We start from the raw sequence: 18,584 nt of genomic DNA on the forward strand, positions 1-18,584 counted from the left end.
AAACCTGCGTAAGAACGCAGGCTGGTGTAAGTCGTGTTAATCAACCGGAGTTGATTCCACCTATCAATACCTCTGGGATCTCGACTCTACCAACCTCTTTAACGTCATCGCCACCGGACAATCGCAACAGCCTGAGGCAAAGTGTAACTAAAGGTTCAGAATGACATTCTTCTGACATGACCAGGCGTGTAACGATTACACTACCAGGGTTGGTCTGCGTCACGTTTGTGGCGCGCGAAAACCGGCTTCCCTTGAATGGACGTCACTTTTCCGCAACACTATTCACTGTGTAAACGCTTACCCCAAATAAGAAGGTTATAAATGGCGACAATAAAGGATGTGGCTCGTCTGGCAGGTGTGTCGGTAGCCACCGTCTCCCGCGTGATTAATGATTCACCCAAAGCCAGTGACGCATCACGCCAGGCGGTACAAAGCGCCATGGAAACCCTGAACTACCATCCGAATGCCAACGCCCGCGCGCTCGCCCAGCAGTCAACAGAAACTATTGGGCTGGTGGTGGGAGACGTTTCCGACCCCTTTTTCGGTGCCATGGTTAAAGCGGTTGAACAGGTCTCTTATCAGACGGGTAATTTTTTGCTGATCGGCAATGGCTATCATAATGAACAAAAAGAACGCCAGGCCATCGAGCAGCTGATCCGCCACCGCTGCGCTGCGCTGGTGGTACACGCCAAAATGATCCCGGATGCCGAGCTAATTCACCTGATGAAGCAGATGCCCGGCATGGTGATTATCAACCGTATTATCCCCGGCTTTGAAAAACGCTGTGTAGCCCTCGACGACCGCTACGGCGCCTGGCTTGCGACCCGTCATCTGATTCAACAGGGTCATACCCGGATTGGCTATCTCTGCTCCAATCACCCCATTTCTGATGCGGAAGACCGCCTGCAGGGCTACTACGACGCCCTGCGCGAAAACGGTCTGCCGTGCAATGACCGTCTGGTGGCCTACGGTGAACCGGATGAGAGCGGCGGCGAACAGGCCATGACGGAGCTGCTGGGTCGCGGACGGAATTTCACCGCGGTCGCCAGCTATAACGATTCGATGGCTGCCGGGGCAATGGGCGTCATGAATGACAACGGGATCGAGGTGCCGGCGGAAATCTCGCTGATTGGCTTCGACGATGTTTTGGTCTCCCGGTACGTGCGCCCGCGCCTGACCACCGTACGCTACCCCATCATCACGATGGCCACCCAGGCCGCAGAGCTGGCGCTGGCGCTGGCCGAACAACGCCAGCCGCCGGAGATTACCCATCTCTTCAGCCCAACGTTAGTGCGCCGTCACTCCGTTGCTGCGCCCGCTGACGCGCAGAGCGAATAGCGATACAGGTGTACCGTTTTATCCGGATACTCCAGCCCATCGCCAATATACTGCCAGCCGTAACGTTCATAGAAATCGCGGCAGGCAGACCAGAGATGAAGTTCCTCGTACCCGGCCCGTGCGGCGAAGCGTATAACATGCTGCTGTAACTTTCCTGCCAGCCCCTTGCCGCGCGCCGCGTCGTCAACGTAGAGCGCCGCCAGCCACGGACAGAGATCCTGACGGGTAATCAAATCACAGCGCCAGAGTCCCACCGTCCCGAGAAGCCGTTCATCCTCTACGGCGATAAAGGTCAGCGGCAGGGCACCCGGCGTCTGGCTGTGCTCGACGATGCTATGGAAAAAATCCCGCGCAAGCCCCTCGCCAAAGGCCTGCCAGAGCCAGTCGGTGACCTGCTCCGCATAGCGCGGTGCCTCGTAAAGCGGGAGAATGACGGTCTTTTTCACGTTTCACCTGCGTTTTTAATGAATATGCTGGCCTGACGCCTCCAGCCCGGTTTGGCGATTATTTTACCAGAGTCAGACTATTTAGTTTTACTTCCGGCAGGCCAGGCGAATCGTGACCAAAAGCGTGATCGTGGCAGAAGTTTTGCGCTTCCCGCATCGCTTATACGCTGTCAGGTCTGTGTTAAACTGCAAACCATTACGTGGAAGCAGGAATGTAGAATGGCAACAATGCTGGATGTCTCACTGCGCGCGGGCGTGTCGAAGGCTACCGTCTCGCGCGTGCTGAACGGCACAGGTCAGGTTAAAGAGAGCACGCGTCAGCAGGTCTTTGCTGCGATGGAAGAGCTGGGCTACCGCCCAAACTTTCTCGCGCGTTCGCTGGCTAACCAGACCAGCAACAGCATTGGTCTGGTCGTCTCTACCTTCGACGGCTTTTACTTTGGTCGTCTTTTGCAGCAGGCGTCGCGGCAGACCGAAACCCACGGGAAACAGCTGATCGTCACCGACGGTCACGACGCGCCAGAGCAGGAAGAGCAGGCGGTGCAAATGCTGGCCGACCGCCAGTGCGATGCCATCGTGCTTTACACGCGCTATATGAGCGAAAAAGCGATCATCAAGCTGATTAATACCGTGCAAACGCCGCTGGTGGTCATCAACCGTGAAGTCAGCCAGGCACCGGAGCGCTGCGTGTTCTTCGAACAACAGGATGCCGCGTTTAAGGCGGTGGATTACCTGATCAATCAGGGCCACCGGGAGATCGCCTGCATTACCGTTCCGATCCACACCCCCACGGGTAAAGCACGGCTGATGGGCTACCGTAAGGCGCTTGAAAAGCACGGCATTCGTCTGGATGAGCGTCGAATAAAGTACGGTGATGCGGGAATGACGCGGGGCTATGAGCTGTGTAAGGAGCTGATTGCTGAAGGGGTGTCGTTCAGCGCGCTGTTTGCCTGTAACGATGATATGGCACTGGGCGCGTCCAAAGCGCTGCATCAGGCAGGGCTTAAAATCCCGCAGGATATCTCCCTGTTCGGCTTTGACGATGCCCCAAGCGCAAAGTGGCTGGAGCCTGCGCTGTCGTCGGTTTATCTGCCGATAGATAACATGATCGTCACGGCTATCGATCAGGCGATCCGGCTGGCGAAGAACCAGCCGGTCGATGCGATCCCGCCGTTTACCGGCACGCTGGTATTACGCGATTCGGTCACAACGGGGCCGTACTTTAATCAAACGAGTTCCAGCGCCAGCAGTTCCTGAATGGTCTGACGACGACGGATCAGCCGCGCCTTGCCGTTATCAAACAGCACTTCCGGCAGCAGCGGACGGCTGTTGTAGTTTGAGGACATAGACGCCCCGTACGCCCCGGTGTCGTGCAGCACCAGGTAATCGCCCGGCTTCACCTCGGGCAGCGCGCGAGTTTCAACTTTGCCACCTTCCTGCTGGGTAAACACATCACCGGATTCACACAGCGGGCCTGCGACCACCGTCTCGCGGCGCGGCGCGTGCGTTAAATCGCGGCCATCGGCAGCCAGGGCGGTAATGTGATGGTAGCTGCCGTACATGGACGGACGCATCAGGTCGTTAAAGCCCGCATCAATCAGCACGAAGTGGCGGGAGCCCATCTCTTTGACGCTGCGTACCTGCGCCACCAGCACGCCGGCTTCGGCTACCAGGAAACGACCCGGCTCAATTTCCAGCTTCACGGCATGGCCCAGATGCGCGGCAATTTGATCGCGCGCGGCGCTCCACAGGCCGTAATAGTGATCGGTGTCGATCGCCTCTTCCCCTTCACGATAAGGAATGGAAAGACCGCCACCGGCGGAGATCGCCTCCAGCTCCTGACCGAAGTCGACAACCTGGCGCACCATCGCCCCGCACACCTGCTCCAGGTGCCCGTAATCGACGCCGGAGCCAATGTGCATATGAATACCGACCAGCTTCAGGCTGTAGCGCTGCAGTACCTCAAGCGCGGCAGGCATATCGGCATACCAGATCCCGTGCTTGCTGTTTTCGCCCCCAGTGTTGGTTTTTTGGCTATGGCCATGTCCAAAGCCCGGGTTGACGCGCAGCCAGACGCGATGGCCGGGTGAAACCTGCCCAAGCTGCTCCAGCATATCCACAGAACCGGCGTTCACCGGCACCTGCAGTTCATGCACGCGCGCAAGCGTTGCGTCGTCGATCACATCCGCGGTAAAGACGATCGCGTCAGGATCGGTTTTCGTATCAAAGCCTGCCGCCAGCGCACGTTCGATTTCACCCAGCGATACGGAGTCAACCTTCACGCCCTGCTCGCGCATCAGGCGCAGAATATGAATATTGGAGCAGGCCTTCTGGGCAAAACGCACCACGTCAAACTGATGCAGGGCGGCGATCTTCTCGCGAACGATCTGCGCGTCGTAGACCCATACCGGGCAGCCAAACTCGGCGGGCAGGCGCAGCAGGTTTTCAGCGTTCAAATCGGTATCCGTCTGGTTGAGCGGGCGTGGCATGGTCTTCTCCGGTTCAATTCATTTTTTATGATTACGCCACAGCGGAAGCAGAATAAAAAATATCGTTTTATCGCGAGTCTATGCAAAAATGATATGGACAGTTCCTTGCTTTCAGGTGCCCTATGCCCGCCGTCAATTTACGCCACATCGAGATTTTTCACGCCGTGATGACCGCCGGCAATCTCACCGAAGCCGCGCAGATGCTGCATACCTCGCAGCCGACGGTCAGCCGCGAGCTGGCGCGCTTCGAGAAAGTGCTGGGGCTGAAGCTGTTCGAACGCGCCCGGGGCAGGCTTCACCCGACGGTGCAGGGGTTGCGCCTGTTTGAGGAAGTGCAGCGCTCATGGTACGGGCTGGACAGAATCGTCAGCGCGGCGGAAAGCCTGCGCGAGTTTCGTCAGGGCGAGCTGTCGATTGTCTGCCTGCCCGTCTTCTCTCAGTCCTTTTTACCGACGCTGCTCCAGCCTTTTCTGGCCCGCTATCCTGAGGTCAATCTCACCATCGTCCCGCAGGAGTCGCCTCTGCTTGAAGAGTGGCTGTCGGCACAGCGGCACGATCTCGGGTTAACCGAAACCCTCTCGACACCCGCAGGAACGGCGCGCACGGAACTGCTCGCGCTGGATGAAGTGTGCGTTCTGCCCGCCGGGCATCGGCTTGCCCACAAAGCAGTGCTGACGCCCGCGGATTTTCATGGTGAAAACTACATTAGCCTGTCGCAAACGGACAGCTACCGGCAGCTGCTGGATACGCTTTTTTCTGAGCATCAGGTGAAGCGGCGGATGGTCGTTGAAACCCACAGCGCGGCGTCAATATGCGCGATGGTGCGCGCGGGCGTTGGCGTTGCGGTCGTCAATCCGCTTACGGCGCTGGACTATGCAGGAAGCGGGATCGTCATCCGCCGTTTTAGCGTTTCCGTCCCGTTCACCGTAAGCCTTATCCGCCCGCTGCACCGTCCGGCTTCCGCGCTGGTGGACGCATTCACCGAACACTTAGTTGAGCATGCGCGTCAGGTGGCGCTTCGCTTACCTGACCTGCAAAACCCGTTATGACAGCATAAATTCCACGGCATCTGCCGCGTGAATGGCCGCGGTATCAAACACCGGGATGGGGCTTCGTTCGGCCGGCACCAGCAAACCGATCTCCGTGCAGCCGAAAATCACCCCTTCAGCCCCCTGCTGCGCCAGTTTATCTATTACGCTGACGTAATATGCGCGGGAGGTTTCGCTGAAGGTTCCGAGGCAGAGCTCGTCGAAGATAATCTGATTGATGCGCGCCCGGTCCCCCTCATCCGGGATCAGGCTTTCAATCCCAAACTCGCTGTGCAAGCGCCCGCGATAGAAATCCTGCTCCATGGTGTAACGTGTGCCCAGCAAGGCCACGCGCGACATTCCCGAAGCGCGAATGGCGCGTCCGGTGGCGTCCGCGATGTGCAGGAACGGCAGCGAACAGCGCGCTTCAATGTGCGAGGCCACTTTGTGCATCGTGTTGGTACACAGCAGAATGCCCTGCGCCCCCGCACGCTCCAGCCCCAGCGCGGCATCAGCCAGGATTTCTCCGGCTTTATCCCATTCGCCGCTCGACTGGCAGGCTTCGATTTCATGAAAATCAACGCTGTGCAGCAGCAGGCTCGCGGAGTGCAGGCCGCCCAGACGCTGCTTTACGCCTTCGTTAATCAGGCGGTAATAAGGGATTGTCGATTCCCAGCTCATCCCACCTATCAGGCCAATCGTTTTCATCATCGCTCCTTATCTGTTTAAGCCAGTGAAGCAAACTTGTGATCCTGTTTCCAGTTCTTTATTACGTCGTTTTCTTTTTAAGCTGGCCAAAGTAAATTAAATAAAACACTGTTTTATTATGAAGGGCAAAGCCATGTTTATGTTCCACAAAGAGACCGCGTCTGAAGATCTGGGGAACGGCGTTACGCGTCGCGTGCTGGCCCACGGCGGCAGAATGATGGCGGTTGAAGTACATTTTGAGCAGGGCGCGATTGGCCCACTGCATAACCACCCGCACGAACAGTTAACCTATGTTCTCTCTGGTGAATTTGAGTTTACCATTGGTGAAGAGAAGCATGTCGTGACGGCGGGAGATACGCTCTACAAAAAACCTCATGTGATGCACGGCTGCGTCTGCCTCAGAGCCGGCACGCTGCTGGACACCTTTACGCCTGTTCGCGAGGATTTCCTGAAATAAAAAAGGCGCTGTTGCAGCGCCTTCATGTGTGCAGAATTTATTCCGTTACCGGCTCTGGCAATGGGTTTCGGCTGAGCATGGCCTCACGGAGTAATACGCTGCCGCAGGCAAACAGAGCGCCAAGGATCGCCGCCAGAATGACAATCATGCCTGTGCCCGGGCCGTCTTTTTTCACCGGCATCGATGGCGAAAGCTGATACCTGAATGGCTCAAGCTTAACGTCTGCGAAGGAGAGTTGTTTCAGCTGCGCCAGGTAATATTCCCGGTTCTGGAAGTCCGCGTTCAGCTCCGTCACATCCTTCAGATTTTTTTCAATCCTTAGCTTTTCCGCGATACCGTCAGCCCCGAGCGCAACGGAGTAATCCGGATCGTCTTTTATCCCCTGTCCGTTGCTATAAACGGGCTTCTTAATGCCCGCCGCATTCGCCACTTCCAGCGAATAGTTCAGCCGCTGCAGGTTGGTGTTATGTACATTGGTCAGACGAACGCGGTCGAGCGTCAGCTGCTGCTCTACCTCGTTCGTTTTGAGGGCGATCTGGTTGCGGATATTCTGCACCGTTTCTTTCTCAACAATTGCCGAGATATAATTGATATACCCCTCCAGAACGGATTGGGCATCGGCTGCGGTCGGCGCGGTGAAGCTCAATGTCCAGGAGACGAAAGGCGCTTTATCCGCATCTTTTCCCTGAACATCATTCACCGCTTTCATTTTGTCTGCAATATTGACAACCGCACGGTGCAGTTCAAGCGGGTCCACTTGCGCATTCTTGAGCTGCGCCATCACGTAAGGGGAAGAGGTCATATACTCTTCAAGCAATGACTGCGACTGGAATTTTTTAATAAACAGGTCAAAGACTTCCTGACGGGTAACCGGCACCTTCACATCAAGAACCTGCAGCGCAACCATCATCTGGCTCAGCGGGTTCCACTGTGTCTGTTCCGCCGGAGTGATCACCGCTTTACTGGTCCATTTTTGCGGCAGTAGAAGCGCAATTGCCAGACCTGCCAGCGCGAAAACAAAGATAATGGTGGCAATGCTTTTTTTCGCGGTAATCAGAATATCTAACAGGCCCAGAAGATCGATCTCTTTTGAACTGACTGCTGGAGGAGCATATGAGGAAAAATCGAGGTCCGTATTTTTTTTGAAATCCATTGCTGACATAGCCGTTCTTCTGTTTCGGGTGCAGTAAATTCCTGCCGGGTGAGTTCAGTTGCCCGATAATACAAGAAACTAAGAATAATCTGAACGCGAGAATGGACTATCTGAGGAATTGCTATCAAAGTTGGTAGTTATTCAGCATCACGCTAACAAAACGCCGGGTGGCGCTGCGCTTACCCGGCATTAACCTTACACGCCGATATTTCGCAGTTTCTCCCCGCTCATCAGCTTGCGTTCAATATGTTCCAGCGTCACGCCTTTGGTTTCTGGAATTAGCCAGAATGTCACGCCAATAAACGCCACGTTCAGCACCGTATAGAGCCAGAAGGTTCCCGCCGCGCCAATCGCATCCAGCAGCGTCAGGAAGGTCGCACCGATGATCATGTTCGACACCCAGTTGGTGGTGGTGGAACAGGTGATACCAAAATCGCGACATTTCAGCGGCTGAATTTCAGAGCACAGGATCCACACCACCGGCGCGGCGCTCATCGCGTAGCCAGCAATACACATCATGGTCATGCCCACGGAGAGCCAGGAGAGGCCGCTGGACGCCGTGCCGTTATCAAACTGCATCAGGCAGTAGCCGAGGATCAGGGTGCCGAGTGCCATCACGCTAAAGCCAATCTTCAGCGCCGGTTTACGTCCGGCTTTATCGACGGTGAACACCGCGATAAAGGTGGCGAACATAAAGGTAAGCCCCACCACCAGCGTGGCGATCATCTGCTGTTCGGTGGTGGTAAAACCGGCCATTTTGAAGATGCGCGGGGCGTAATACATGATGATGTTCATCCCCGTGAACTGCTGCATCGCCTGCAGCAACATACCGAGGAACACCGCGCGGCGCACGTTGCGGTTAGCCTTAAACAGCGACCAGCCGCCCTGCTTCAGCTTCAGGCTTTCGCGGATCTCGTTCAGCTCTTCACGCGCTTTCTCAGACGTGTCGCGCAGCATGCGCAGCACCTCTTCCGCTTCCACGTGACGCCCTTTTTGCGCCAGCCAGCGCGGACTGTTGGGCAGGAAGATCACTAAAACAATCAGCACTACCGCAGGCAGCGCCAGCACGCCGAGCATCGCCCGCCAGTTACCGCTGTAGCTGAAGTACGTATCGGACAGGAACGCCAGCACGATGCCCAGCGTCACCATCAGCTGGTACATACTAATCATCTTGCCGCGCACGTTCTCGCTCGCCATTTCGGAGAGATACAGCGGCGCGGTGTAGGAGGCAATCCCCACCGCCACGCCCAGCAGTACGCGGGAGAGCAGCAGCACTTCAACGTTAGTGGCAAACGCCGAACCAATGGACCCGGCAACAAACAGGACCGCCCCGACCATCAGGCTGTATTTACGCCCAAGGCGGAACGAAAGCCAGCCGTTAAACAGCGCGCCGATGGCCGCGCCGAGCATCATGCTGCTCACCACCCACTCCTGCAGGCGGTTACTCAGCGTAAAGTGATCGGTAATAAACGGCAGCGCCCCGGCGATAACGCCGATATCCAGGCCGAACAACAAACCGGCCACGGCTGCCGCAATGGAGACAAACTGGTTCATGCGGCGGGTATCGCGCAGCGCGGCGGGCATCAGGGTAGAGTCATTTATAGATGTCATATTTTTCCTGCCTCAACAGCAAAATTCGTTAAATGAAATTACGAGATAGCGGGGAAAAGTGTCAGGCCGGAATTCGTGAAGATATGGATTATTTCGCTATGGCATAGCGATCTGTGATGGACATTACAATTTCAACTAATGCTGGATAATCACCTTATTTTACTAACGCCTTAATTTTTCAATAATAAAAATGTGATGGCAGTCATCTATGATTTTTAAGTATGGATTTTTCGTGTTTATCAATATGGACTTTGACAAATTTTAAGCAAAAAAAACCTCCGCCGAAGAGCAGAGGTATTTGTCATAAGTTAGGTTATCGCGCCAGCCAGCCGCCATCAACCGCGACGGTATAACCATTGATATAGTCCGATGCCGGGGAAGCCAGGAACACTACCGGCCCCATCAGATCGCTCGGCAGCCCCCAGCGGCCCGCCGGAATACGCTCCAGGATCGCCGCACTGCGTTCTTCGTCCGCGCGAAGCTGCTGGGTGTTGTTGGTGGCCATGTAGCCCGGCGCAATCGCGTTGACGTTGATGTTGTGCTGCGCCCATTCGTTCGCCAGCAGGCGGGTCACGCCCATCACCGCGCTTTTCGACGCGGTGTAAGACGGCACGCGGATGCCGCCCTGGAAGGAAAGCATCGAGGCGATGTTAATGATCTTGCCGCCCTTGCCCTGCGCGATGAAGTGCTTCGCCGCCGCCTGGGACATAAAGAACACGCTCTTGATGTTCAGGTTCATGACGTCGTCCCAGTCGGTCTCGCTGAAGTTAATCGCGTCCTCACGGCGGATCAGCCCCGCGTTGTTGACCAGAATGTCGATATGACCAAATTCCGCCACCGCGCGATCCAGCAGCTCCGGAATGGCGTCGATTTTACGCAGGTCGGCGGTCAGGCTGAGAAAACGGCGGCCCAGCGCGGTTACGCGTTCGATGGTTTCCGTGGGCTCAACGATGTTAATCCCGACGATATCACAGCCCGCTTCCGCCAGGCCTAACGCCATCCCCTGGCCCAGTCCGGTGTCACACCCGGAAACCACGGCCACTTTACCCTGCAGAGAAAATGCATCCAGAATCATGTTTGTTCCTTACTCTTTCAGCGCCTGTCATCAACAGGCAGATGTATGCTTAACTGCCCGCGACTAGCGCAGATCCTTAACCGCAACGTGGTCCATGTCATCGAAGACCTGGTTTTCTCCAACCATCCCCCAGATGAAGGTATAGGCTTTCGTTCCCACGCCGGAGTGAATAGACCAGCTGGGTGAAATCACCGCCTGCTCGTTATGCATGACGATATGACGGGTTTCCTGAGGCTGTCCCATCATGTGGAACACGCAGGCGTCTTCATCCATATTGAAGTAGAAGTAGACTTCCATGCGGCGTTCGTGGGTATGGCACGGCATGGTGTTCCACAGGTTGCCTGGCGCAAGCTCGGTCAGCCCCATGCTGAGCTGGCAGGTTTCCAGCACATCCGGCACGAAGTATTTATTGATGGTGCGGCGGTTGCTGGTGAGGTTGTCGCCCAGCGTCACGGGCGCAACGTCTGCGGGCGTTACTTTTTTGGTTGGATAAGCGGTGTGCGCCGGGGCGCAGTTGTAGTAAAACTTCGCGGGTTTACCGCCGTCGATGCTGGCAAAGACCACCTCTTTCGCCCCTTTGCCGACGTACAGCCCGTCGCGGTGGCCAATCTCGTAGCACTGGCCGTCCACGGTAATCGTGCCCGGCCCGCCAATATTAATCACGCCCAGTTCACGACGCTCCAGGAAGTAGCTTACGCCCAGCTGCTTGCCTACTTCACCGCCCACGGAGACGGTTTTCGCCACCGGCATAATGCCGCCCACGATAATGCGGTCGATGTGGCTATAGACCATGGTGTACTTATCGGCTTCGAACACCTGCTCAACTAAAAACTCGCTGCGCAGTCCCTGAGTATCCAGCGTTTTGGCGTGCGCGCTGTGGATGCTTTGTCTGACGTCCACGGTAACCTCCAGATGTGGTCATGCCCGAAGGCAGAAATTAAACGAAACGACGTTTCGTTTTATGATGAGCACATACTAGCGGCATAAAATAGGGTTTTCAATTGCAATTAAAACAACGTTTCATTTTTTATTTTTGTTTATAACAGAAATGACGCGCGGATCACGATTACTTCCCATGAAGAGAACAACACGATAAAAAAAACCTCCCGAAGGAGGTTTTTTAAGTGAGGAGAAATTAGCGTTCGATGGCGAGCGCCACGCCCTGTCCGCCGCCTATACAGAGGGTAGCGATCCCTTTGCGCGCGTTTCGCTTTTTCATTTCGTGGACCAGCGAAACCAGGATTCGGCAGCCGGACGCGCCGATGGGATGACCCAGCGCAATTGCACCGCCGTTCACGTTGACCCGCAGCGGATCCCACTCCAGCATTTTGCCGACCGAGATCGCCTGCGCGGCAAAGGCTTCATTCACTTCAATCAGATCGACATCCGAAAGCTGCCACCCTGCGCGCTCCAGGCAGCGACGGGTAGCGTAGACCGGCGCAATCCCCATCAACGCAGGATCCACGCCCACGCTGGCAAACGCCTTAATGCGGGCCAGCACGGGGAGATCGAGCTCAAGGGCTTTACTTTCGCTCATCATCATCACGGCGGCGGCACCGTCGTTAATGGACGAGGCATTGCCTGCGGTGACCGAGCCCTGCGTTTCAAACGCGGGGTTCAGTCTCGCCAGGCCTTCCGCGCTGGCATCCGTGCGCGGCTGTTCATCGGTATCGACGACGATCGCCTCGCCGTTCTGACGCTGCGTGCTGACCGGGACAATCTCGTCGCGAAAGCGACCGGAATCAATCGCGGCACGCGCTTTTTGCTGCGAACTGAGCGCATAAGCGTCCTGCAATTCGCGGCTAATGCCGTACTCGCGCGCCAGGTTTTCTGCCGTCACGCCCATATGATAGTCGTTGAACGCATCCCACAGCCCGTCATGCACGAGGCTGTCGAGCAGCTGGCTGTTGCCCAGCTGCGCGCCGGTTCGGCTATCGGTGAGAACGTGCGGCGCGCGGCTCATGTTCTCTTGTCCGCCAGCGATAACCACATCCGCTTCACCGCACTGAATGGCCTGGGTGGCGAGATGCAGCGCTTTTAACCCTGAACCACAGACGTCGTTGATGGTAATGGCGGAGACGGTATTGGGCAGCCCGCCCTTCAGCGCCGCCTGACGCGCAGGGTTTTGCCCGGCACCGGCCGTGAGAACCTGCCCCAGGATCACCTCATCAACTTCATGGGCTGCGATCCCGCTACGTTCCACCAGCGCTTTAACGACCACGCTGCCCAGGTCAACCGCCGAGTGACGCGCAAGCGCTCCCTGAAAACAGCCGATAGCCGTACGCAACGCACCCACTATTACGACATCTTTCATCACGACCTCTGTGTTAAATGACATGACGATAGTAGAGGATTGTTACTGGCAATTATCTTAATTGTTTAAAAATAGTGAGTTTAATCACAAGGATTAGCGTGCATCCTGCAGATACTGCCGCAGCCAGCTTCCGGCCACGCCGGGAGGGGATCGTTTATTCCACAGCAGATCGATGCCGATCGCCCGTGGCCAGCCGGGAACATTGAGCTGTACCAGCGACTTCGCGGCGGCGAATTCATCCACCAGCGCGCACGGCAGCACGCACCAGCCGAACCCCTGGACGGCCATACTCAGCAGTAACAGGTAGTTCGGCGCTGACCAGACGGGCCCGCGCGCGATCTCAGCCTCGCGCTCAAGGTAGGTGCTGAGCCTCAGCTCCCGCCAGCCGTGCAGCTCGTCGCTCTGCACCTCGTGTTGTCCGGCGAGCGGATGCGTGGTCGCGGCATATATCGCCATTCGGGTCTGCACCGGCAGCCGGGTAGCGCCAATATCCGTAGGATAACCGTCTCGCGCTTCCGTCAGCCCCACCTGCGCGCGCTCCTTTTGCAGCAGATCGATCACGTCCTCTTCCTCGCCAATCAGGCATTCGAATTCCGTGTGGGGAAAGCGAGCGTCAAACTGCTTCATCAGATCTTCAAGCACGTCGGGGTTGAGGGTATCGGAGAGGACAAACGTCAGACGCGCCTCCGTTTGTGCCGTTAACGACACCGCCAGCTCATCCAGCCGCGTGCTGGCGGCGAGAATGGCCTGCACATAGCCCAGCACCTGTTCTCCCTGGACCGTTAACACCGGCTGGCGCGCCGAGCGGTCAAACAGTTCGAAACCCAGATCGGCTTCAAGGTTGGCAATGGAGGTGCTGATCGTCGACTGGCTTTTACGCAGCCTGCGCGCGGCAGCAGAGAAAGAGCCTGCCGCAACGGTCTCAACAAATGCGGTAAGAGCTTCAGGTGAATAGCGCATAAACTATCTACTTTATCGATGGATACTATCTTTAATATATCAGCTTTAGCGATAAAAATAGGCAGCATCAACGCCCATACCGGTGAATAAATGAGGTCTACACTATGCAACATCAGGATGCACTCCAACGTAAGCTGCCGGAGCGGATCTTTCATGCTGTCTGTTTCGAAGGGATTGCCACGGCAATTCTCGCCCCCACGGCGGCATGGCTGATGCAGCGCTCGGTGGTGGAGATGGGTGGGTTAACCATTATCCTGGCTACCACCGCCATGCTCTGGAACATTATCTATAACTTCGGCTTCGACCGTTTCTGGCCTGTCCAGCGCGTAAAACGTACGGCAAAAGTGCGCGCGCTGCACGCCCTGGGGTTCGAATGCGGGTTTATTGTAATCGGCGTGTCGATTGTCGCCGCCGTGCTGGGCGTGACCCTGCTTGAGGCATTCACGTTAGAAATTGGTTTCTTCCTGTTCTTCCTGCCATACACCATGTTCTATAACTGGGCATACGATAACCTGCGTGAGAAATTCCTTAAGCGTCGCCAGCAACGACGCGCTCTGGCAGGCTAAACCCTCGCTGGCCGGACGCCTGTTCCGGCCAAACTCCGTCGAAGCAACTGCGCTCTTCAGGCATAACTATGGTAAATTGCACGCCATTCTGATGGTTTGTTAGTTGAAACGTTGCTCTAATGTCGAAAATTTGGTCAAAAGATGAGACTCTCTGGAGTTTCGCTCTCTATGGCACGGCCGTGGGCGCAGGAACGCTGTTCTTGCCCATTCAGCTGGGCTCCGCAGGCGCTATTGTCCTGTTTATCACCGCCCTCGTGGCCTATCCGTTAACCTACTGGCCGCACCGGGCGCTGGCGCAATTTATTCTCTCGTCAAACACAAAAGGTAATGAAGGGATCACCGGCGCCGTCTCCCACTACTATGGTAAGAAGATTGGCAATCTGATCACCACGCTCTATTTCATCGCCTTTTTTGTGGTGGTGCAGATTTATGCGGTGGCCATTACCAACTCGTTAACCGAGCAGCTGGCAAAACACCTGACGGTGGATACCGCCGTTCGCGTGCTGGTCAGCCTGGGGGTGGTGCTGGTATTGAATCTGATTTTCCTGATGGGACGGCATATCACCATAAAAGTGATGGGCTTCCTGGTGTTTCCGCTGATTGCCTATTTCCTGTTTGTCTCGATCTATCTCACCGGAAGCTGGCAGCCCTCGTTGCTCACCAGCCAGATGGCTTTCGATCGCCAAACGCTGCATCAGGTATGGATTTCAATTCCGGTGATGGTGTTTGCCTTTAGCCATACCCCGATTATCTCAACGTTTGCCGTTGACCGTCGCGAGAAGTTTGCCGACGGTGCCATGGATAAATGCAAGAAGATCATGAAGGTGGCGTACCTGATTATCTGCCTGAGCGTGCTGTTCTTTGTCTTCAGTTGCCTGCTCTCTATCCCACCGTCCTATATTATGGCCGCCAAAGAGCAGGGGGTGACGATTCTGTCAGCGCTGTCGATGATGCCGTCTTCCCCAGCCTGGCTCGGCATTTCCGGGATTATCGTGGCGATCGTAGCGATGTCGAAATCGTTCCTCGGCACCTATTTTGGGGTGATTGAAGGGGCGACGGAGATCGTGAAGTCGTCGCTAAATCAGGTGGGGATTAAAAAGAGCCGCGCCTTTAACCGCGCGATTTCCATTATGGGGGTGTCGTTAATCACCTTTGCGGTCTGCTGCATTAACCCGAACGCCATCTCAATGATTTACGCCATCAGCGGCCCGCTTATCGCCATGATCCTGTTTATCATGCCGACGCTGTCGACGTATCTGATCCCTTCCCTGAAACCGTACCGCTCAATTGGCAGCCTGCTGACGCTGGTCGTCGGCGTGCTGTGTGTGTCGGTGATGTTTGTTGGCTAGACGTACTCGTGCCCGGCGTGCTGCCGGGCGCGTTATTTACGCCCGAATATCGTCATATTCCCGCGTCTTATCAAACTCATGCTTCGCAAACGGGCACAGCGGAATAATTTTGCGGTTCTCACCGCGCATCTTCTCCACCACTTTCGCCACCAGCTGTTTACCGACGCCCTGCCCTTTCAGGCTCTCATCCACATCGGTATGCTCGATAATGCTCAGGTGCTCGCCGGTCGGCACGAAGACAATCTCTGCGACCTGGTTGCCGTTCTCATCATTCACGTAAAACTTGTTATGGCCTTCCAGAATATCCATGGTTCCTCGCTTATTTTTGGCGATACTTCAGCGCACCGCTCGGGCAGGTATCAATCACGCGTACAACCGTTTCAACGTCCACTTCATCGGGAATGATCCACGGCTTACGTTTCAGATTAAACAGCTTTGCGCTCCCACGCACGCAGTTACCTGAGTGTTTGCAGATCCCGGTATTAAAGTAAACGTCAATTTTCTCGCCGGTATAGGCCCGATACCCCGCATCCAGTAGTTCTTTATCCATGACATTGCCTCTGTAATTATTATCTTGCTGAATGAAGCATAGCCTTACGGGATCCTGATGGCTATAACGCCGAAAACGAAAAGCCAGGTCACAACTCTTTTCTCGCCAGATTGCGTCCGCTATTGGCACATGTCAGGCTCCGCAAATCTCTCACTTTCATAGGGCTAGCACAGGTTGAATGAAACGCAGACTCTCTTTTCAGGTAAAGCTGTTTTTAGCGCTGGTGTGCTTCTCCTGCCTGCTGTTAGTTCTGCTGGGAACGATCCTGTTTCATTTTATTGACCGACAGCTACACCACGATTTGGGCCAGCGCGCCCGGGTTCAAGCCAGTGAAATCGCCCTGATACCGGGTCTGGCGGAAATGGTGGCAGCCAGAGATATCCCCGGTATCGCCCGCTTAATACAGCCGCTGCGTGCCGAAAGCGATGCCAGCTATATTGTGATTGGCGATACCCGGGAACAGCACCTTTATCATTCGGAATCACCGGAGCGCATTAATTTACCGATGATTGGAGGGGATAATGCGGAGGTGTTAAAAGGCAAAACCATTATTTCCGTGCGTCAGGGCGGGATTGGGGTGTCGCTGCGCAGCAAAGCGCCAATCTTTAATGCGCAGCATCAGGTAATTGGCATCGTCTCGGTCGGCTATCTGACCTCGTATATCGCCAATATTAACGCCCGCATTCTCTGGCAGGCTGGACTGTACGGCATTGCCCTTCTGCTGTTGCTGTTTATTTTCTCCTGGCTGTTTACCCGCAATCTTAAAAAGCAGATGTTCCGCCTTGAGCCGAAAGATATCGCCCAGTTGGTTTTGCAGCAACGCGCGCTATTAGAAGCGATGTACGAGGGGGTATTTGCCATCAATGAAGAGAAGCGGCTGATTTTAATTAACCGGGCAGCCAGGGAGATGCTGGATATTCATCAAAGTGAGAAAGAACTTATCGGCAAACCGCTGGAAGACGTTCTGCAGACGTCGCCGGGCTTTTTATCCCAGCGCTACGCCTCGGTAAGCGCTGGTCGCCACGACCAGATCGCAGTGCTTAACCAGCGAGAGGTGATCGTTAACCGCGTGGCGATTGAGGTCGAACCCGGCGTTGAAAGCGGCTGGGTGTACAGCTTTCGCGACAAAAACGACATTAACACCCTCAGCAGCCAACTGAGCCAGATCAAGCGCTATGCGGACAACCTGCGCATTATGCGCCACGAGCAGTTGAACTGGACCGCCACGCTGGTGGGGCTGCTGCAGATGAAACACTATGACGAGGCGATCCGTTACATCCAGATGCAGTCAGAAGGCGCGCAGCGCGTGCTGGATTTTGTCTCCGCCCATTTTGTCTCTCCGGCCCTGTGCGGGCTGCTGTTAGGAAAATACGTTAGCGCGCGCGAAAAAGGCGTTGAACTGCTGTTTGATCCGGCCTGTCAGCTCACCCGCATGCCCGGCACGCTCAACGAAACGGAGCTGATGTCCATTATTGGTAACCTGCTGGATAACGCGGTGGACGCGACCCTTAAGGCACCGGTCCCCGCGCCGGTGGAACTCTACATTTCTGACCGCAACCAGGAGTTGTTGATAGAGGTGGCAGACAAAGGCTGCGGTGTGGATGAGGCGGTGAAGCCACACATTTTCCGCCAGGGATTCAGCAGCAAACCGGAAAGTGAAAACGACATTGTGGGTACCGAGCACGGTATTGGCCTGTTTCTGGTGGCAGGCTATATCAGGAAAGCGGGCGGCAGCATAGAGATCGCCGACAACACGCCGCAGGGCACCATTTTTTCTGTATTTATTCCCAATGGACAACCGCATGACCCAACCACTTGACGTTGTGATCGTTGAAGATGAACCGCACCTGGCGGAGCTGCATCGCGAGTATATCGAGCAGAATTTTCACTTGCGCGTGGTGGGCATCGCCGCGTCGATTGAGCAGGCATGCAGCCTGATTCGTCAGCATCAGCCGCGGCTTATCCTGCTGGACAACTATCTCCCGGACGGTAAAGGCGTGGAGCTCATCGATAACCCGCTGTTGAAAAGCTATGAATGCTCGGTGATCTTCATCACCGCCGCCAGCGATATGCAGACCTGCAGCCATGCCATGCGCAGCGGCGCGTTTGACTACCTGATCAAGCCCGTCTTTTTCCAGCGCCTGCACGCCTCGCTGGAGCGGTTTATGCGCTTCGTCCACACCGTGCAGCAGGTGAAGGTGGTCGACCAGCACGCGCTGGATCGTCTGTTTAATCTACCTGCCGCGGAAGCCTCCATTACGCCGTCGACGAAGGGCATTGAACCCCAAACGCTGGAAAGGATTAAACGCCTGTTCGCCGAACATCCCGACTGCGCGATGTCGGTTGAAGAGGTGGTGGAAAACGTGGGGATCAGCAAAACCACGGGGCGTCGCTACCTGGAATACTGCGTGGAGAGCGGGTTAATCATCGTCGAAATGCTGTATGGCAATATTGGTCATCCACGGCGGCTATACCGCAAAGCCGACGATAAACCGTAATCCGAAACCGTTCGCAGGCAAACGTTCGCGGATTTTATGGTG

General features: G+C 55.7%; 19 protein-coding genes. 8 read left to right on the plus strand and 11 right to left on the minus strand.

Features of this window, described 5'->3' with window-relative positions:
* The first annotated feature begins 321 nt into the window (after positions 1 to 321).
* The gene (galR, locus tag IM294_RS04975; protein WP_028014290.1) at positions 322 to 1,338 is read left to right on the plus strand and encodes an HTH-type transcriptional regulator GalR; all 1,017 of its coding nucleotides are present in this window, start codon (positions 322 to 324) and stop codon (positions 1,336 to 1,338) included.
* On the opposite strand, the gene IM294_RS04980 is transcribed toward galR, so the two are convergent.
* A complete protein-coding gene (locus IM294_RS04980) occupies positions 1,299 to 1,784 on the minus strand; it encodes a GNAT family N-acetyltransferase (RefSeq protein WP_041908378.1) in 486 nt (161 codons plus the stop codon). The genes galR and IM294_RS04980 overlap by 40 nt on opposite strands.
* A gap of 219 nt (positions 1,785 to 2,003) precedes the next feature.
* On the opposite strand from IM294_RS04980, the gene IM294_RS04985 reads away from it, so the two are divergent.
* The gene (locus IM294_RS04985; RefSeq protein ID WP_028014292.1) at positions 2,004 to 3,041 is read left to right on the plus strand and encodes a LacI family DNA-binding transcriptional regulator; all 1,038 of its coding nucleotides are present in this window, start codon (positions 2,004 to 2,006) and stop codon (positions 3,039 to 3,041) included.
* Here the strand turns inward: IM294_RS04985 and lysA are convergent.
* Entirely contained in the window at positions 3,011 to 4,273 is a 1,263-nt protein-coding gene (lysA, locus tag IM294_RS04990) for a diaminopimelate decarboxylase (protein WP_126817238.1), read from the minus strand. The genes IM294_RS04985 and lysA overlap by 31 nt on opposite strands.
* A 122-nt stretch (positions 4,274 to 4,395) precedes the next feature.
* On the opposite strand from lysA, the gene IM294_RS04995 reads away from it, so the two are divergent.
* Positions 4,396 to 5,322: a LysR family transcriptional regulator gene (locus IM294_RS04995; protein ID WP_045260912.1), complete on the plus strand. Its 927-nt coding sequence runs from the start codon at positions 4,396 to 4,398 to the stop codon at positions 5,320 to 5,322.
* Here IM294_RS04995 and IM294_RS05000 read toward each other — a convergent pair.
* Entirely contained in the window at positions 5,317 to 6,009 is a 693-nt protein-coding gene (locus IM294_RS05000) for an aspartate/glutamate racemase (RefSeq protein WP_028014295.1), read from the minus strand. The two genes, IM294_RS04995 and IM294_RS05000, sit on opposite strands and share 6 nt — an antisense overlap.
* Before the next feature lie 133 nt (positions 6,010 to 6,142).
* Here IM294_RS05000 and IM294_RS05005 point away from each other — a divergent pair, with 133 nt between their 5' ends.
* On the plus strand, positions 6,143 to 6,466 hold the full coding sequence (locus IM294_RS05005; protein WP_061097192.1) for a cupin domain-containing protein: 324 nt from the start codon (positions 6,143 to 6,145) through the stop codon (positions 6,464 to 6,466).
* A 37-nt stretch (positions 6,467 to 6,503) separates the two neighbouring features.
* On the opposite strand, the gene wzz(fepE) is transcribed toward IM294_RS05005, so the two are convergent.
* The 6 genes from wzz(fepE) to IM294_RS05035 all read right to left on the minus strand — a co-directional run bounded on the left by wzz(fepE) (position 6,504) and on the right by IM294_RS05035 (position 13,579).
* Positions 6,504 to 7,628 (minus strand): LPS O-antigen length regulator Wzz(fepE), encoded by a 1,125-nt coding sequence (wzz(fepE), locus tag IM294_RS05010; RefSeq protein ID WP_126817236.1) that lies wholly within the window; start codon positions 7,626 to 7,628, stop codon positions 6,504 to 6,506.
* Between the two features lie 186 nt (positions 7,629 to 7,814).
* On the minus strand, positions 7,815 to 9,230 hold the full coding sequence (locus IM294_RS05015) for a sugar porter family MFS transporter (protein WP_028014298.1): 1,416 nt from the start codon (positions 9,228 to 9,230) through the stop codon (positions 7,815 to 7,817).
* A gap of 313 nt (positions 9,231 to 9,543) precedes the next feature.
* On the minus strand, positions 9,544 to 10,305 hold the full coding sequence (gene kduD / locus IM294_RS05020) for a 2-dehydro-3-deoxy-D-gluconate 5-dehydrogenase KduD (RefSeq protein WP_003862835.1): 762 nt from the start codon (positions 10,303 to 10,305) through the stop codon (positions 9,544 to 9,546).
* A 63-nt stretch (positions 10,306 to 10,368) separates the two neighbouring features.
* Positions 10,369 to 11,205, minus strand: a complete 837-nt coding sequence (gene kduI / locus IM294_RS05025) for a 5-dehydro-4-deoxy-D-glucuronate isomerase (RefSeq protein WP_045260916.1) — start codon at positions 11,203 to 11,205, stop codon at positions 10,369 to 10,371.
* Positions 11,206 to 11,440: 235 nt separating this feature from the next.
* Positions 11,441 to 12,619, minus strand: coding sequence for an acetyl-CoA C-acetyltransferase (locus IM294_RS05030; RefSeq protein WP_028014300.1), 1,179 nt, complete (start codon positions 12,617 to 12,619; stop codon positions 11,441 to 11,443).
* A 93-nt stretch (positions 12,620 to 12,712) separates the two neighbouring features.
* The gene (locus tag IM294_RS05035) at positions 12,713 to 13,579 is read right to left on the minus strand and encodes a LysR family transcriptional regulator (protein WP_045629969.1); all 867 of its coding nucleotides are present in this window, start codon (positions 13,577 to 13,579) and stop codon (positions 12,713 to 12,715) included.
* A gap of 104 nt (positions 13,580 to 13,683) precedes the next feature.
* On the opposite strand from IM294_RS05035, the gene IM294_RS05040 reads away from it, so the two are divergent.
* Together IM294_RS05040 and IM294_RS05045 are read left to right on the plus strand one after the other, a co-directional pair.
* The gene (locus tag IM294_RS05040) at positions 13,684 to 14,145 is read left to right on the plus strand and encodes a multidrug/biocide efflux PACE transporter (protein ID WP_041908370.1); all 462 of its coding nucleotides are present in this window, start codon (positions 13,684 to 13,686) and stop codon (positions 14,143 to 14,145) included.
* Positions 14,146 to 14,264: 119 nt separating this feature from the next.
* A complete protein-coding gene (locus IM294_RS05045) occupies positions 14,265 to 15,494 on the plus strand; it encodes an amino acid permease (RefSeq protein ID WP_049136424.1) in 1,230 nt (409 codons plus the stop codon).
* 36 nt (positions 15,495 to 15,530) lie between these two features.
* On the opposite strand, the gene IM294_RS05050 is transcribed toward IM294_RS05045, so the two are convergent.
* Positions 15,531 to 15,803, minus strand: a complete 273-nt coding sequence (locus tag IM294_RS05050) for a GNAT family N-acetyltransferase (RefSeq protein WP_028014304.1) — start codon at positions 15,801 to 15,803, stop codon at positions 15,531 to 15,533.
* A 10-nt stretch (positions 15,804 to 15,813) separates the two neighbouring features.
* Positions 15,814 to 16,044: a 4Fe-4S mono-cluster protein YjdI gene (yjdI, locus tag IM294_RS05055; RefSeq protein WP_008499689.1), complete on the minus strand. Its 231-nt coding sequence runs from the start codon at positions 16,042 to 16,044 to the stop codon at positions 15,814 to 15,816.
* Positions 16,045 to 16,222: 178 nt separating this feature from the next.
* On the opposite strand from yjdI, the gene IM294_RS05060 reads away from it, so the two are divergent.
* Positions 16,223 to 17,863, plus strand: coding sequence for a sensor histidine kinase (locus IM294_RS05060; protein ID WP_126817234.1), 1,641 nt, complete (start codon positions 16,223 to 16,225; stop codon positions 17,861 to 17,863).
* Complete coding sequence (locus tag IM294_RS05065; RefSeq protein ID WP_126817232.1) at positions 17,847 to 18,542, plus strand: response regulator; 696 nt, start codon at positions 17,847 to 17,849, stop codon at positions 18,540 to 18,542. The genes IM294_RS05060 and IM294_RS05065 overlap by 17 nt, the downstream gene beginning before the upstream one ends.
* Positions 18,543 to 18,584: the final 42 nt, after the last annotated feature.

Origin of the sequence: Enterobacter cloacae complex sp. P43RS (assembly GCF_014930585.1) — a bacterium.
In the GTDB taxonomy this organism is placed as follows: domain Bacteria; phylum Pseudomonadota; class Gammaproteobacteria; order Enterobacterales; family Enterobacteriaceae; genus Enterobacter; species Enterobacter bugandensis.